A 14,612-nucleotide genomic window follows, 5' to 3' on the forward strand; every position below is an offset into this window, starting at 1 on the left:
ACGCTATATGAAGTTGAAAAACACCGGCGCCGAGGTTGGCGCCGACAGTGGAAAAACAATAAATAATCACTGTGAGGGACACCCGATGTCAGAACATGCTCAACCCCTGGGCTCGGCGGCCAGTGCAAGTACCGCCAACGAATCAAGAAAGGTCATCTTCGCCTCCTCTTTGGGGACGGTGTTCGAGTGGTATGACTTTTTCCTCTACGGCGCCCTGGCGGCGGTGATCAGCAAGCAGTTCTTCGCCGGGGTCAACGACACCACGGCGTTTATCTTTGCCTTGATGGCTTTCGCCGCAGGCTTTGTGGTGCGGCCATTCGGTGCGCTGGTGTTCGGCCGGCTGGGCGATATGATCGGGCGCAAGTACACCTTCCTCGTGACCATCATCCTGATGGGCGTGGCAACCTTCTGCGTCGGGTTGCTGCCGACCTACGCCAGCATCGGCATTGCCGCGCCGATCATCCTCATTGTGCTGCGCATGCTGCAGGGCCTGGCGCTGGGCGGTGAGTACGGCGGCGCCGCTACCTACGTGGCCGAGCATGCGCCACCGGGCAAGCGCGGCCTGCACACCAGCTGGATTCAGTCCACCGCCACCCTCGGCTTGCTGCTGTCGCTGCTGGTGGTGCTGGCCTGCCGTTACTTCACCGGCGATCAGTTCGAAGTATGGGGCTGGCGCATTCCGTTCCTGTTTTCCATCGTGCTGCTGGGCATCTCGACCTGGATCCGCATGAGCCTGCACGAATCGCCCGCCTTCTTGAAGATGAAAGAGGAAGGCAAGGCCTGCAAGGCGCCGATTCGCGAGTCCTTCGGCAAGTGGGAAAACCTCAAGGTGGTGCTGATCGCGCTGTTCAGCATCAACGGCGGGCAGGCGGTGACCTTCTACGCAGCGCAGTTTTATGTGCTGTTCTTCCTCACCCAGTTCCTGCGCATGGACCCAGCCCTAGCCAATATGCTGTTGATCATCAGCGTGGTGATCGGCGCACCGTTCTTTATTCTGTTTGGCTGGCTATCGGACAAGGTCGGGCGCAAGCCGGTGCTGATGCTCGGCCTGCTGTTGGCGACCGCGCTGTACTTCCCGATCTTCAAGGGCCTGGCGCACTACACCAACCCCGCAATGGACCAGGCCAGCCAACAGGCGCCGATCACCGTACTGGCCGACCCGGCCACCTGCACCTTCCAGTTCGACCCGGTGGGCAAGGCACGTTTTGACAGCCCCTGCGACAAGGTCAAGACCTTCCTGGTCAAACAGGGACTGCCCTACAGCAGCGCCGCCGCCCCTGCGGGCAGCCCGGTGCAAGTGAGCGTCGGCGATGTGCGTATCGACGGCTTTGATGAAGCGGCCCTGCGTGGCGCCGTGGCCCTGGCCGGTTACCCGTCATCGGCGGATGTGGCTCAGGTCAACAAGCTGATGGTGGTGGTGCTGATCGTGGTGCTGATCTTCATCGCCGCCATGTGCTACGGGCCCTTGGCGGCGTTGATGGTGGAGCTGTTTCCGACGCGCATCCGCTACACCTCGATGTCCCTGCCCTACCACATCGGTAACGGCTGGTTTGGCGGGTTCCTGCCCACTGTGTCGTTTGCCCTGGTGGTGTACACCGGCGATATCTTCTATGGGTTGTGGTACCCGGTGGTGGTGACGGGCGTGAGCCTGATCGTCGGGTTGTTCTGCCTCAAGGAAACCCGGCATGTGGATATCGAAAAAAACTGATACCTCTCCCTTGTAGGAGCTCGCTCGCGAAGAACCTGAGAGCAACGCGGGGCACCAGGCGCCCCGCGGCATCGTTAACGACCTTCGCGAGCAAGCTCGCTCCTACAGCGACGTATGGCACCCACACAAATTGCTGTACATCCATACAGATAATGGTTGCTCAAACCCCTTCAAATAAGCATCCTGCAAGGCATCAACCCGATCTGATGTGATGACCATGCGGCTGTACCTCTGTGAAAAACCCTCCCAGGCCAAGGATATCGCGGCTGTGCTTGGCGCCAGCCGCCGTGGCGATGGGTGCTGGCTGGGTAATGGAGTCACGGTCACCTGGTGCATCGGCCACCTGCTGGAAACCGCCCCGCCCGACGCCTACGACGCCAAATACAAACGCTGGGTGCTGGCCGACCTGCCGATCGTCCCGGAAAAATGGAAGATGCTGGTCAAGCCCAAGACCGCCAGCCAATACAAGGCCGTCAAGCGCTTGCTGGGCGAAGCCCAGGAACTGGTGATCGCCACCGACGCCGACCGTGAAGGCGAGATGATCGCCCGTGAACTGGTAGAACACTGCCGCTACCGCGGGCCGATCCAGCGGCTGTGGTTGTCGGCGCTCGACGACGCCTCCATTCGCAAGGCCCTGGCGGCGCTCAAACCCGGTGCAGAAACCTTCAGCCTGTATCATTCGGCCCTGGGGCGCTCGCGTGCCGACTGGCTGATCGGCATGAACATGAGTCGCCTGTTTACCCTGCTGGGGCGCCAATCCGGTTACCAGGGCGTGCTGCCGGTAGGCCGCGTGCAAACCCCGACCCTGCGCCTGGTGGTGGACCGTGATCGCAGCATTGCCGACTTCGTGCCGGTGGCCTATTGGGCCATTGATGTCGACCTGCGTCACGAGCACATGACCTTCACCGCCCAATGGCGCGCCCCTGACGATGCCTGTGACGACCAGGGCCGTTGCCTCAACCCGCAACTGGCGCGGGACGCCGCCGACGCCATGCTCAGCGCCGCCACGGCGCGGCTGGTGAAACTGCGTACCGAGCGCATGCGCGAAGTGGCGCCCCTGCCCTTCGACCTCGGCACCTTGCAGGAGATCTGTTCGAAGAAGCTCGGCCTGGGCGCCCAGGAAACCCTGGACATCGCTCAATCCCTGTACGAAACCCACAAGGCCATCACCTACCCGCGCAGCGATTGCGGCTACCTGCCGTTGAGCCAGCACAGTGAAGCGCCGAAGATTCTTGCGGCGCTGGGCCGTGCGGACACGGCGGTCAACGAGCTGAGGTCGCACATCGACCCTCGGCGCCGTTCGCGGGCCTGGAACGACGCGAAAGTCAGCGCCCACCACGGCATCATCCCCACCGGAGCCGGTAAGGAGGTCAGCCAACTGACCGGCAAGCACCGTGCGGTCTATACGCTGATTCGTGCGCGCTACCTGGCGCAGTTCCTGCCCAACCATGAATACGACCGCACCCAGGCCGATTTCGACTGTGCCGGCCACGCGTTGCGCGCGGTGGGCAAAGTCATCATCGAGCCGGGCTGGAAACGCGCCTTGCCCGAAGCGCTGGCACCCGCCAAAGGTCGCGAAGCGCCTGCGCCCCAAGCGTTGCCGACGCTGGTGCAGGGCCACGACTACGCCGTGGCCAAGGTCAACCTCAAGGACCTGTGGACCCAGCCGCCCAAGCCCTTTACCGAAGGCGACCTGATCAAGGCCATGAAAAACGTCGCCAAGCTGGTGGAGGACCCGTTGCTCAAGCAAAAACTCAAGGACACCACTGGCATCGGCACCGAGGCCACCCGCGCCGGGATCATCCAGGGCTTGCTGGACCGCGGTTATCTGGTGAAAAACGGCAAGGCCCTGTCGGCAACCCCGGCCGCGTTCAGCCTGATTGACGCAGTGCCCCGCGCCATCGCCGACCCCGGCACCACCGCCATCTGGGAACAGGCACTGGACATGGTGCAAAGCGGCGAAATGAGCCTGGAGGAATTCGTCGCCAAGCAAGCGGCGTGGATGAGCAAGCAGGTGGCACGCTGTAACGGCATGCGCATGACTATCACTGGCCCCGCCAGCCCGGCTGGACGAGGTGCAACGCCCTGGAAAAAGAAACGCAAGGCCGCCCCGCGCAAGGCCGGCGCCAGCCCCAAACGCGGGAAAAAGCCGGTAAATGCGGGATAGATACCAAAAAAAACCGGCACATGACGTTTTTCGACAGGTTTAACGCCGCATTGGCCCTTGCTCCGGCGAGTTCGGTCTAGGATTCTGTAGGGGATCTGGACTACCAACAACAACACCGGAGTGGCCGCCATGAAGACCGTTGCACAACTGCTGAAAGCCAAGGATCAGAAAAACCAGGACGTCCACACGATCAAATGGGACCACACCGTGTTTGAAGCGCTGGTGCGGATGTCCGAGAAAAACGTCGGTGCCTTGCCAGTGGTCAAGGATGACGTGGTGGTCGGCATCATCAGTGAACGGGATTACGCGCGCAAAATTATGCTCAAGGGCCTCTCGTCAGTTACCACCAAGGTCCACGAGGTGATGAGCTCGCCAGTGATTACTGTGGATACTCACAAGAGTGTCGAGGCATGCATGAACATCATGACCGACAGTCACCTGCGCCACCTGCCGGTGGTCGAAGACGGCAAACTGCTGGGCCTGCTGTCCATCGGTGACCTGGTCAAGGAAGCGATTGCCGAACAAGCGGCCTTGATCCAGCAGCTGGAACAGTACATCCGCGGCGAATAGGGGGAACCCATGCTCGACACGCTGGACCATCAGGAAGATCACCTCGACACCCTGCACCGGGCCATGACCGGCCGGCGTTTCCTGGTGCTGACCGGCGCAGGGATCAGTACATCTTCAGGTATCCCGGATTACCGGGACGGGGAAGGTGTACGCCGGGGCAAGCCACCGATGATGTACCAGGAATTCCTCGCCACTCCCGAGGCGCGGCGCCGCTACTGGGCGCGGGCGATGCTGGGGTGGCCACGGGTGCGCATTGCCCAGCCGAACAAGGCCCACCTGGCGCTCGCGACGCTGCAGCACCGTGGCCACATCAGCGGGCTGATTACGCAGAACGTCGACACCCTGCATGACCAGGCCGGCAGCCAGGGTGTGATCGAGCTGCATGGCAGCTTGCATCGGGTGCTGTGCCTGGATTGCCAATTGCGTAGCGAGCGCGACGTGATCCAGCGGCAGATGGAGGTCGATAACCCGCACATGGCACAGGTTCATGCGGTGCAAGCGCCGGATGGCGACACCTTGCTCGATCCGGCCTTTGAACAGCGCTTCCAGGTACCCCGCTGCCCACATTGCAATGGCGAACGGCTGAAACCGGATGTGGTGTTCTTTGGCGAGAACGTCGCACCAGCGACGGCGCTCAAGGCAATGACAGCGGTAGAGCATGCCGAAGGACTGTTGGTGGTGGGGTCATCGCTGATGGCCTATTCGGCGTTTCGCCTGTGCAAGGCGATGGTCGATCAGGGTAAGCCGGTGATCGCCATCAACCTGGGCAAGACTCGGGGTGATGAGCTGTTGCAGGTGAAGATCCAGGCCTCGTGCGAGCGGCTATTACCCTTACTGTCCGAGAGATTGAGATAGCGACGCATCAACATGTGGGAGCTGGCTTGCCTGCGATAGCAGTGTGTCAGGCGAACATGTACTCACTGACACATCGCCATCGCAGGCAAGCCAGCTCCCACAGGGGATCTGCGTAAACTCGCCACCAAAACCTTGCGACCCACCGCACAGAAAATGACGCCCAAGTCACGTTTTCGCGCATTCCCCCGTCCCCGCGGCAATTTATGTAGTGAGCAAAAATAATCACTACATAACCGTTGACGTAACCTTTTTGTCCTTGCATGATCTAGACGTCTCTCGGATCGAGAGCGTTGGTAACAAGCGTTTTGAACAGGCTCGTCTGACCGCCGAGCTGTTTTTCCGGATGTGCACTGCCCACAAGGCAGATTGATGAAGCTGACCGGCCCCGGAAGGGACAGGTACAAGGCGCTCAAACGCGGCTTGTCTTCGTGATCAGAGCATTGCGTAGCAGTCCATCAGCAAGACTACATGCATCAGCTTCAAGACCCTGCCCGTATTCGGCAGCCCGTCGCTGACGCCCGGTTTTAGTGACCGGAGACAACTTACTGGTATTAACGAATCAACTGATAGATCGCCAACTGGTCAAGGGGCTTACACATGAATCTGAACAACCAACCCACTATCGATGAATTGGCTGAGATGTTCGCAGCGCAGAAAGACACACTCGACGACCATATCCTGTGGATTGGCAAATCCGGCGAAGTGCAAATTGACTGCCTGGCGCCCCATACCGAAGAAGCCGAGTTTGACCGTAACAACCGTGAGCTGGCGGCGCGCCTGAAGATGTACCGCCGTGGCCAGGGTTATGTCGGCAAGAAGGCCGCCGCTGATCGCAACTTTATCGAGCAAGTGTTCGACACACTTAACAATGCCTGGGCGTCTTTCAAAGACAGCTCGCAAGTTAAAGTGATCGACCGTTACTACTAAGTAGTACTCAATCAATGTGGGAGTTGGCTTGCCAGCTCCCACAGGTGTATTGACTGGTTTAGAAAGTTGGAAACCTGCCCTTCCTCGCCTCATCCCGAAAGATATCAAACAACACCTGCGCCGCCGCCGACAGTTCATGCCCCGGCTTGGTCAGCACCCCAATCGGCCGCTCGATCACCGGGCCAGTCAAGGTAATGCAATGGGCTCCCGCCTCCTCCATCTGCCTGGCGCATAACGCTGGCACTGCACTAACCCCCAAACCGCTGGCAACCATCTTGCCCACCGTCGCCAGTTGATGGCTTTCCAAGGCAACGGGCAATTTCATCTGCAAGGCGCCGAGGTGTTCTTCCAGCATCACCCGCACAGTGGAAGGCCGTTGCAGGGTGATGAACGGCTGTTCCAACAAGGCTTCCCAGTCGATTTCAGCACACTGTGCCAAGGCTGAATCGCCTGGGACCACGGCGACAAAGCGATCCAGATACAACGGCGTGAACGCCAATGACGAGCCCTCAGACGGCTCGAAGGCCACCCCCAGCTCCACTTGACGGTCGCGCACCATCTCCAGCACTTGCTCATTGATCAGGTCATGCACCGTCACGTTCACCTGAGGGTAACGGGCGCGGAATATCTTCAGGATCGGCGGCAACAGGTTGCCGGCGAATGACGGCATAGCGGCCACCGTGACACGCCCCCGTTGCAAGGTAAAACGCTGGCGCAGTTCGTCCTCAGCGTTGTCCCAGTCGGCAATCAACCGGCGGGCCAGGGGTAACAGGGACTCACCTTCAGGGGTCAGCGCGACGTTACGGGTATTACGGCTGAACAGGCGCCCGCCCAAGCCTTCTTCCAGGCCCTTGATGGTCAAGCTCAACGCCGACTGGGAGAGGTGCAAACGCTCGCAGGCAGCGGCAAAACTCAGACTCTGAGCAACAGCGAGAAAGGCACGCATCTGTTTAACGGTCATGACGCAGCTCCGGACGACGACTGGACTATGCTGTTTTCTAAATCAATCAACCTTAAAAAACAACTTAACAAATCAATCCGCTGGCGCAACACTCAACTCACTGGCTGGACCACAAACAATAAAAGAGGTGCATATGGCAGGTTTCGATAAACGCGTGGCGTCCTATGAAGAAGCGCTGGCAGGCCTGGAAGACGGCATGACCGTGCTCTCCGGTGGTTTTGGCCTGTGTGGCATTCCGGAAAACCTCATTGCCGAAATCAAGCGCAAAGGTACCCGCGACCTGACGGTGGTCTCCAACAACTGTGGCGTCGATGGCTTCGGCCTGGGTGTGCTGCTGGAACAGAAGCAGATCAGCAAAGTGATCGCTTCCTACGTGGGTGAAAACGCCCTCTTCGAGAAACAACTGCTCAGCGGCGAGATTGAGGTGGTGCTTACCCCTCAAGGCACCCTGGCAGAAAAAATGCGCGCAGGCGGTGCCGGCATTCCGGCCTTCTTTACCGCCACTGGCGTCGGCACCCCCGTTGCCGAAGGCAAGGAAACCCGCGAATTCAAGGGCCGCCCGTATCTGATGGAAGAGTCCATCACCGGCGACTTTGCCATCGTCAAAGGCTGGAAAGCCGACCACTTCGGTAACGTTATCTACCGTCACACCGCCCAGAACTTCAACCCGCTGGCCGCCACCGCCGGCAAGATCACCGTGGTCGAAGTCGAGGAAATCGTCGAACCGGGCGAGCTGGACCCGGCGCAGATCCACACCCCTGGCATCTACGTCGACCGGATCATCTGCGGCACCTTCGAAAAGCGCATTGAACAGCGCACCGTCCGCAAATAATCCCCGTCCAGAACAATAAGAGGAAACAATCATGGCGCTTACCCGCGAACAAATGGCTCAACGCGTTGCCCGCGAGATGCAGGACGGTTACTACGTCAACCTCGGTATCGGCATTCCGACCCTGGTGGCCAACTACATCCCCGACGGCATGGAAGTGATGCTGCAATCGGAAAACGGCCTGCTTGGCATGGGCCCGTTCCCGACCGAAGAAACCATCGACGCCGACATGATCAACGCCGGCAAGCAAACCGTCACCGCGCGCATCGGCGCTTCGATCTTCTCCTCCGCCGAGTCGTTCGCGATGATTCGCGGTGGGCATGTCGACCTCACCGTGCTGGGCGCATTCGAAGTGGACGTACAGGGCAACATCGCTTCGTGGATGATCCCCGGCAAACTGGTCAAGGGCATGGGCGGTGCCATGGACCTGGTGGCCGGCGCAGAAAACATCATTGTGATCATGACTCACGCATCCAAAGACGGTGAGTCCAAGTTGCTCAGCCAATGCAGCCTGCCGCTGACCGGTGCCAACTGCATCAAGCGTGTGCTCACGGACCTGGCGTACCTGGAAATCGAAAATGGCGCTTTTGTCCTCAAGGAACGCGCACCTGGCGTCAGCGTTGAAGAGATTGTGAGCAAGACCGCCGGTAAACTGATCGTCCCGGACCACGTTCCAGAAATGCACTTCCAGTGAGGACAGATTCCATGCAAGACGTCGTGATTGTTGCTGCCACCCGCACCGCCGTGGGCAGCTTCCAAGGTTCGCTGGCGAACATTCCGGCCCCGGAACTGGGCGCCGCCGTGATCCGTCGCCTGCTGGAGCAGACCGGCCTGGACCCGGCGCAAGTGGATGAAGTGATCCTCGGCCAGGTGCTCACCGCAGGCAGCGGCCAGAACCCGGCACGCCAGGCTTCGATCCTTGCCGGCCTGCCCCACGCGGTGCCGAGCCTGACCCTGAACAAGGTCTGCGGCTCGGGCCTCAAGGCTTTGCACCTGGGCGCACAGGCCATCCGTTGCGGCGACGCCGAGGTGATCATTGCCGGTGGCATGGAGAACATGAGCCTGGCCCCGTACGTATTACCTGCCGCACGCACCGGGTTGCGCATGGGCCACGCGAAGATGATCGACAGCATGATCACCGACGGCCTGTGGGATGCGTTCAACGATTACCACATGGGCATCACCGCCGAGAACCTGGTGGACAAGTACGGCATCAGCCGCGAAGCCCAGGACGCCTTTGCCGCCGCCTCCCAGCAAAAAGCCGCCGCCGCTATCGAAGCCGGGCGCTTTGCCGATGAGATCACGCCAATCCTGATTCCCCAGCGCAAAGGCGACCCGGTGGCCTTCGCGGTGGACGAACAACCCCGCGCCGGCACCACCGCCGAATCCCTGGCCAAGCTCAAGCCTGCGTTCAAGAAAGACGGCAGCGTCACCGCCGGCAACGCCTCGAGCCTGAACGACGGCGCTGCGGCCGTGCTGCTGATGAGCGCCGACAAAGCCAAGGCTCTCGGCCTGCCCGTACTGGCGCGTATCGCCAGCTACGCCAACGCGGGCGTCGACCCGGCCATAATGGGCATCGGCCCGGTCTCGGCCACCCGCCGCTGCCTGGACAAGGCCGGCTGGCAGTTGGCTGATCTAGACCTGATCGAAGCCAACGAAGCCTTCGCCGCGCAATCCCTGGCGGTGGGCAAAGAGCTGGAATGGGACGCGCAGAAGGTCAACGTCAACGGCGGCGCCATCGCCATCGGCCACCCGATCGGTGCTTCAGGCTGCCGCGTACTGGTGACCCTGCTGCACGAAATGATCAAGCGCGATGCCAAGAAAGGCTTGGCAACGCTGTGCATCGGCGGCGGCCAAGGCGTGGCCCTGGCGCTCGAACGCAACTGAACCGGATCGCGGTTGTGGCGAGGGAGCTTGCTCCCGTTGGGCTGCGTAGCGGCCCCCATGCCAATAAGAGCAACACAGAAAAGGCCCGGCTCCACGAAAAGCCAGGCCTTTTCTTTTATCGATATCCCCTGAATGAACTCGATAAAAATGTGGGAGCTGGCTTGCCTGCGATAGCGGTCTATCAGTCAGATCATTGCTAACTGACACACCGCTATCGCAGGCAAGCCAGCTCCCACATTTGATCTCACTGCCTGTCAGCTTGCGGCACCGCGAACACCGCGCTCGCCCGCAGCACCACGCGCTCCTCCACTTGCAAACTCAGCGTGGCGAACGCCATCTGCCGTCCGCGCTTATGGCTTTCCAGACGCACCACCATCCACTCCCCTACCTGCACGGCGCCCAGGTAATCCACGGTCATGCTGGCGGTAATCAACGGCAACGGCGGCTCACTGGAAAACGCCATGGCGTACCCCATGCCGATATCGGCCAGCGTCGCCAGCACCCCGCCGTGCACCGTACCTCGCCCATTGGCGTGGCGATGATCGGCGCGCAGGCCGACTTCCAATTGCAAACCTTCGCCACGGCAATACGCCGGGCCGAGCAGTTCCAGCAACGGGCTGCTGCGCGGCAATGGGACAAAGCCTTGGGGGACGGTCTGAGCGTTCATGGCGGATGCTTCCCTGGTGTGAGGCTTGAGGTGTACGCCAGCCTCGACCCGGCAGCCACCACCATCAGCCGGGCAAATCCCGGGCAATGCTTTGCGTTAATGGGCCAGACCCGCTTTAATCTCGGCCAATTTCTCCTGCACATTTCAAGGAAACGCCATGCGCCACCTGGACGGCAACTCCCACCCGCTTCGCGCGCCGCTGTTGATCTTGCTTGCTGGCCTGGCCTTGGCCGGTTGTTCCCCCAAGGACCACTCTCGCGCCACCGTCATCAATGGCGAACAGGGCAAGGCCGGGGCGCAACTGGCCTATGAGCATGAATTGACCCTGGCCCTGCCCGGCGGCCTGCTTGCGCCGCGTATGCAGGCCACTCGTGAGGCGTGTGAAACGGCGCGCTTTGGTGCCTGCAATATCCTTGGCATTACCGAAGACGGCCAAGGTGGCCAGATCATCCTGCGGATCGCGCCCACGGGTGTGGAGCCGATGGTCGCCCTGGCGGCCGAAGGCGGTAAGCTCGGCCAGCGCATCACCACTGCCGAAGACCTGGCCGATGCCGTGGCGGATGTGCGCCGCCGCCAGGACCGCCTGCAAGCTCAGCAGCAACGCCTCGATGAACTGGCCAAGCGCGAGGACATCACCGTCAGCGACCTGATCGTCCTGAGCAAAGAGCAAGCCGGCATTGAAAACGAGCTGCAGGAACTGGCTCAGGTTGCCGCCGGCCAGCAACGCCGCCTCGACACCAACCGCGTGACCTTGAACTTCCGCTCCTCCGACGGCGCCAACCAGGTGTCAAGGTTCACCCGGATGTTCAGCAACCTGGGAGACAACCTGGTGAACGGCACCGCAGACGCCCTGGAACGTGCCAGCTATGTGCTGCCCTTCGTGATCCTGGCGTTCCCGGTGGTGTGGTTGTGGGTGGGCTTGTGGCGCCGGTTCGTCAAGCGTCGCGGTTGATCAGCGCTTCATGCAGCGCTGGTAACGCTCATCCACGCGCTTGGCAAACCAGGCCGTGGTCAGGTTGCGGGTGATCTTCGGGCTCTTGAGCACAATACCCGGCAGGATCGCCCGAGGCAGCGGCTTGCCGGCCGCCTGGTCGGCCAGGCTGAAAACGCGCTTGTACAAGGTGGTGTCCTCGAAATCCAACTGCTCGCCCTGCTCCAGTTGGCTGCGGATGCTCGGGTTGCGCATATCCAACTTCGCCCCCAGTGAACGCACCGCCAGCTCGGTGGTGCCGGGCAGCAATGAGCCATAGCGGATCAAATCCCCATCCAGCGCCAGCTCTTTGCCTGAAACACGACTGACTGCAGCCTGGAACGCGGCATTGCGGCTGGCGTACCAACCGGCGTTGAAATCGGCAAAGCGGTACAGCGGCTGGTCGTAGCTCACCGGGTAGCCGAGCAAGTGGGCGATGCCGAAGTACATGCCGCCGCGACGGGTAAACACTTCGCGGCGAATCGTACCGTCCACCGTGTAGGGATAACCCCGCGCCTGTTTCTGCGCAAAGTCGATACTGACCTGCATGGGGCCTGCAGTGTGTACCGGGTTGAACCCGCCAAACAGGGTGTTGCCCAGGGGCACCATGCTGATGAAGTCGTCGAAGATGCCGCTCAAATCCCTTTCCGTACGGGCGGCATTCAAACGATCGGCGTAGGTTTTGCCGGTGGGCGAGCGCAGTTGCAAGGTGCTGCGCACCACGAATGCCGGCACATGCACCTTGGCGGCGCGGCGCAGGATTTCATCCTGGGCGATCTTGCCCATGCCCGGCACCGGCGGGTCGACCTGATAGGTGGACTCCTGCTCGGTCACCGCCAATACCGCACAGATGTTTTCGGTGCTGGGGTAGATTTTCTGGGTGTCGAAGGCGGTGTAGATGTCCTGGGCCCAACCGTTGCGGTCCGACACCTTGGCCGGCAGCAGGCGCACGATCTGCGCCTTCACCTCGGCTTCACTGCGCTCGGGCTGCTGGGGGCCACGGGAAGTGGAGCAACCGGCCAGTACCCACAACGGAATAAGGCAGAACAGCAGACGGGTTGAATACATGAGGCTTCCTTGGTTAACGACGGGCCGGGCAGTGCTGATATCGACAGGTAAGTCTAACCGGGGTTCGTCGGCATGCCGAACCCAGTGCCTGGCAGTAACTGAAACATCCCACACCACTGCCGGATAAGCTCTACTCCTCACCCCGGCAAACCTCTGCAAAGTCCCTCGCCTGATCAAACAGTGCGAGGGAATGCAGATGGTTTTTTTCGTGACGCGTGCGGCTGACGGGGCCGCCACTTGAACCCGGCCATTGGCAGGCTGGCGCTGACGCCAATGAACGTGGAAACGGTCGACGTCGAGGGCGTCTTCCGTGACTTTCGCGATTGCTTGAACACCTTTGACGAGTGGGCCAAAAGCTTTTGGAGCTTCTCCGCGCTGGACGTCGAACAGGTGTTCAAGGTCGGGGATGACGTCGCGCTGGTTGCCCCGATCAATCGCTCCCTGTTTCCCAGCAGCACCGTCGCCACCTGCCAGGCCACGGGTACCTTGATCCTGGTGCATATGTTCCAGAGCACGAGGTTCGTACCCATCGGCAACACCCCGGTGATCGTGCAACGCGTTGATCCAAACGGCGGCCCGCTGGGTGATCCCCTCCACAAGACCATCGGCCCCAGTGGCATCCTCGAAGTCACCGAGTGTGATCGCAACCAGCAATACCGGGTGAGTTTCTACCCCAACGTTTCCCAGGATCACCTCAAAGCACTGTATGCGTCCTACCAGTCAGTGATCGCAGCGTTGGAAGCCCGGCTGCGCAAAGAGTGGACCGACACCTTCCAGGCCCAGTGGAAAAATTATGCAGACGCCCGCCCGCTTGAGCGGCGCCGCTTGCTGGAAGCGGCTTTTGCCAGTGGGTTGGGCAAGGCGCTTTACAGCCTGTGGGACAACCTTGGCGAGCTGTCTGCGCTGCTGGCCGACCTCAAGCCCAACAGCGAAAAACTGCTGCAATACCTTTCTCAAACCGAGCTCGATGAACTGCTGACACTGGGCAGTGATGCGATAGCCCAAGGCTTGTTGGTGCTCAGTGATGAGCCGCTGCTGTTTATCTACCTGTCGGCGCTGGTCAGCTGGATGCGCATGCTCCCGCCACCGGAGATGGCTGAACTGTGGGGTGAGATTACCGGTGAGGTGCTGATCAATCTGCTGCTGATTCGCGTCTTGGGTGCGATGGGCGTGGTGGTGCGATTGGGGGCTCGTGTGCTCAGTCACGTCAAATCCGGGCGGGCGCGGGCGTTGTTGGAGTTGCTGGCCGAGCAGGTGACGGGGCCTCGGCTGGAAACCCATGTCGAGGCCGCCAAGCCGGTGTTGCTGAGCAGTGCGGCGACGCCGATTAAGACGGTGCCGGCTGTGCCGTTGAAGGCGGGCGACACGCTGGTTTCGAACCCGGTGCCGATGGTGCGCGGCAAGGCCCAGCGCACGACGTTGGTCCGTCAGGAGCCTGTCGATGATGTGCCGGCCATGGCTTCAAATCCGAAGGGGGACGCGGCGGCGCCAGCGGACAAGACCGTTACCCACGGTTGCCCGGTGTCGATGGTCACCGGCGAGGAATTGCTCACCCTCACCGACGGCGCGCTGGACGGGATTTTGCCGTTTGAGTGGACACGGCTGTATCGCACTAGCGCGGTGGAGGTCGATTGTGGGCTGGGGTTGGGTTGGAGCCATGCGCTGGCTCATCGGCTGGTGGTGTCGGGCGATTCGGTGGTGTGGACCGATCATGAGAACCGCCATACGCAGTTTCCATTGCCCAGCGACTCTCGACCCGCAATCACCAATAGCCTGGCGGAAGCGGCGATCTATTTGGGTTCGGCGCCTGACGAGTTGGTGCTGGCCCAAGCGTCACGGTTCTATCACTTTCGCGACGGTGTACTGACTGCGATCAGCGATGCGTATGACAACCGTCTACGCATTTGCCGTGATCGTTCCGGGCGGATTGAGCGGCTGGATAACGGCGCGGGTCGCTCGTTGCTGTTGCGTTATGAGCTGGATCGCATCGTTGCGGTGGACTA

13 protein-coding genes are annotated in these 14,612 nt (G+C 61.1%); 10 read left to right on the forward strand and 3 right to left on the reverse strand.

Going from position 1 to position 14,612, the window contains the following annotated elements; all coding sequences use genetic code 11:
* Positions 1–85: 85 nt before the first annotated feature.
* From BT199_RS25030 to BT199_RS25050, 5 genes are all read left to right on the forward strand, one after another.
* Positions 86–1,708 (forward strand): MFS transporter, encoded by a 1,623-nt coding sequence (locus tag BT199_RS25030; protein ID WP_019821419.1) that lies wholly within the window; start codon positions 86–88, stop codon positions 1,706–1,708.
* 217 nt (positions 1,709–1,925) lie between these two features.
* Complete coding sequence (locus tag BT199_RS25035; RefSeq protein ID WP_072435664.1) at positions 1,926–3,875, forward strand: DNA topoisomerase III; 1,950 nt, start codon at positions 1,926–1,928, stop codon at positions 3,873–3,875.
* Between the two features lie 129 nt (positions 3,876–4,004).
* Positions 4,005–4,445 (forward strand): CBS domain-containing protein, encoded by a 441-nt coding sequence (locus tag BT199_RS25040; RefSeq protein ID WP_014717973.1) that lies wholly within the window; start codon positions 4,005–4,007, stop codon positions 4,443–4,445.
* Between the two features lie 9 nt (positions 4,446–4,454).
* Positions 4,455–5,300: an NAD-dependent protein deacetylase gene (locus BT199_RS25045; RefSeq protein ID WP_020303181.1), complete on the forward strand. Its 846-nt coding sequence runs from the start codon at positions 4,455–4,457 to the stop codon at positions 5,298–5,300.
* 597 nt (positions 5,301–5,897) lie between these two features.
* Complete coding sequence (locus tag BT199_RS25050) at positions 5,898–6,227, forward strand: hypothetical protein (protein ID WP_003190335.1); 330 nt, start codon at positions 5,898–5,900, stop codon at positions 6,225–6,227.
* A 58-nt stretch (positions 6,228–6,285) separates the two neighbouring features.
* Here BT199_RS25050 and BT199_RS25055 read toward each other — a convergent pair whose 3' ends face one another.
* Positions 6,286–7,188, reverse strand: coding sequence for a LysR family transcriptional regulator (locus BT199_RS25055; protein ID WP_020303180.1), 903 nt, complete (start codon positions 7,186–7,188; stop codon positions 6,286–6,288).
* Between the two features lie 133 nt (positions 7,189–7,321).
* Here BT199_RS25055 and BT199_RS25060 point away from each other — a divergent pair, with 133 nt between their 5' ends.
* From BT199_RS25060 to BT199_RS25070, 3 genes are read left to right on the forward strand one after another with little or no spacing between them, the layout of a single operon-like run.
* A complete protein-coding gene (locus BT199_RS25060; RefSeq protein ID WP_003190329.1) occupies positions 7,322–8,020 on the forward strand; it encodes a CoA transferase subunit A in 699 nt (232 codons plus the stop codon).
* A gap of 31 nt (positions 8,021–8,051) precedes the next feature.
* Positions 8,052–8,711 carry a CoA transferase subunit B gene (locus tag BT199_RS25065; protein ID WP_005786928.1) on the forward strand — a complete coding sequence of 220 codons (660 nt, stop codon included), beginning with the start codon at positions 8,052–8,054 and terminating at the stop codon, positions 8,709–8,711.
* Between the two features lie 11 nt (positions 8,712–8,722).
* Positions 8,723–9,904: an acetyl-CoA C-acetyltransferase gene (locus BT199_RS25070; RefSeq protein WP_003190325.1), complete on the forward strand. Its 1,182-nt coding sequence runs from the start codon at positions 8,723–8,725 to the stop codon at positions 9,902–9,904.
* A gap of 244 nt (positions 9,905–10,148) precedes the next feature.
* Here the strand turns inward: BT199_RS25070 and BT199_RS25075 are convergent, their stop codons facing one another.
* Complete coding sequence (locus BT199_RS25075; RefSeq protein ID WP_014717969.1) at positions 10,149–10,571, reverse strand: PaaI family thioesterase; 423 nt, start codon at positions 10,569–10,571, stop codon at positions 10,149–10,151.
* A 157-nt stretch (positions 10,572–10,728) separates the two neighbouring features.
* On the opposite strand from BT199_RS25075, the gene BT199_RS25080 reads away from it, so the two are divergent.
* Positions 10,729–11,523 (forward strand): DUF4349 domain-containing protein, encoded by a 795-nt coding sequence (locus BT199_RS25080; protein WP_072435659.1) that lies wholly within the window; start codon positions 10,729–10,731, stop codon positions 11,521–11,523.
* On the opposite strand, the gene BT199_RS25085 is transcribed toward BT199_RS25080, so the two are convergent.
* Positions 11,524–12,609 (reverse strand): DUF1615 domain-containing protein, encoded by a 1,086-nt coding sequence (locus BT199_RS25085; RefSeq protein ID WP_072435660.1) that lies wholly within the window; start codon positions 12,607–12,609, stop codon positions 11,524–11,526.
* 273 nt (positions 12,610–12,882) lie between these two features.
* On the opposite strand from BT199_RS25085, the gene BT199_RS25090 reads away from it, so the two are divergent.
* The coding region (locus BT199_RS25090; RefSeq protein ID WP_256576038.1) for a DUF6531 domain-containing protein at positions 12,883–14,612 on the forward strand (1,730 nt) is incomplete at its 3' end.

The organism is Pseudomonas sp. NFR02 (genome assembly GCF_900119375.1).
GTDB classification, from domain to species: Bacteria; Pseudomonadota; Gammaproteobacteria; order Pseudomonadales; family Pseudomonadaceae; genus Aquipseudomonas; species Aquipseudomonas paracarnis.

Coding starts and splice junctions, on each gene's coding strand:
- BT199_RS25040 (WP_014717973.1), top strand. CDS start 4,005: ATGAAGACCGTTGCACAACTGCTGAAAGCCAAGGATCAGAAAAACCAG.
- BT199_RS25055 (WP_020303180.1), bottom strand. CDS start 7,188: ATGACCGTTAAACAGATGCGTGCCTTTCTCGCTGTTGCTCAGAGTCTG.
- BT199_RS25050 (WP_003190335.1), top strand. CDS start 5,898: ATGAATCTGAACAACCAACCCACTATCGATGAATTGGCTGAGATGTTC.
- BT199_RS25030 (WP_019821419.1), top strand. CDS start 86: ATGTCAGAACATGCTCAACCCCTGGGCTCGGCGGCCAGTGCAAGTACC.
- BT199_RS25065 (WP_005786928.1), top strand. CDS start 8,052: ATGGCGCTTACCCGCGAACAAATGGCTCAACGCGTTGCCCGCGAGATG.
- BT199_RS25075 (WP_014717969.1), bottom strand. CDS start 10,571: ATGAACGCTCAGACCGTCCCCCAAGGCTTTGTCCCATTGCCGCGCAGC.
- BT199_RS25085 (WP_072435660.1), bottom strand. CDS start 12,609: ATGTATTCAACCCGTCTGCTGTTCTGCCTTATTCCGTTGTGGGTACTG.
- BT199_RS25045 (WP_020303181.1), top strand. CDS start 4,455: ATGCTCGACACGCTGGACCATCAGGAAGATCACCTCGACACCCTGCAC.
- BT199_RS25070 (WP_003190325.1), top strand. CDS start 8,723: ATGCAAGACGTCGTGATTGTTGCTGCCACCCGCACCGCCGTGGGCAGC.
- BT199_RS25060 (WP_003190329.1), top strand. CDS start 7,322: ATGGCAGGTTTCGATAAACGCGTGGCGTCCTATGAAGAAGCGCTGGCA.
- BT199_RS25080 (WP_072435659.1), top strand. CDS start 10,729: ATGCGCCACCTGGACGGCAACTCCCACCCGCTTCGCGCGCCGCTGTTG.
- BT199_RS25035 (WP_072435664.1), top strand. CDS start 1,926: ATGCGGCTGTACCTCTGTGAAAAACCCTCCCAGGCCAAGGATATCGCG.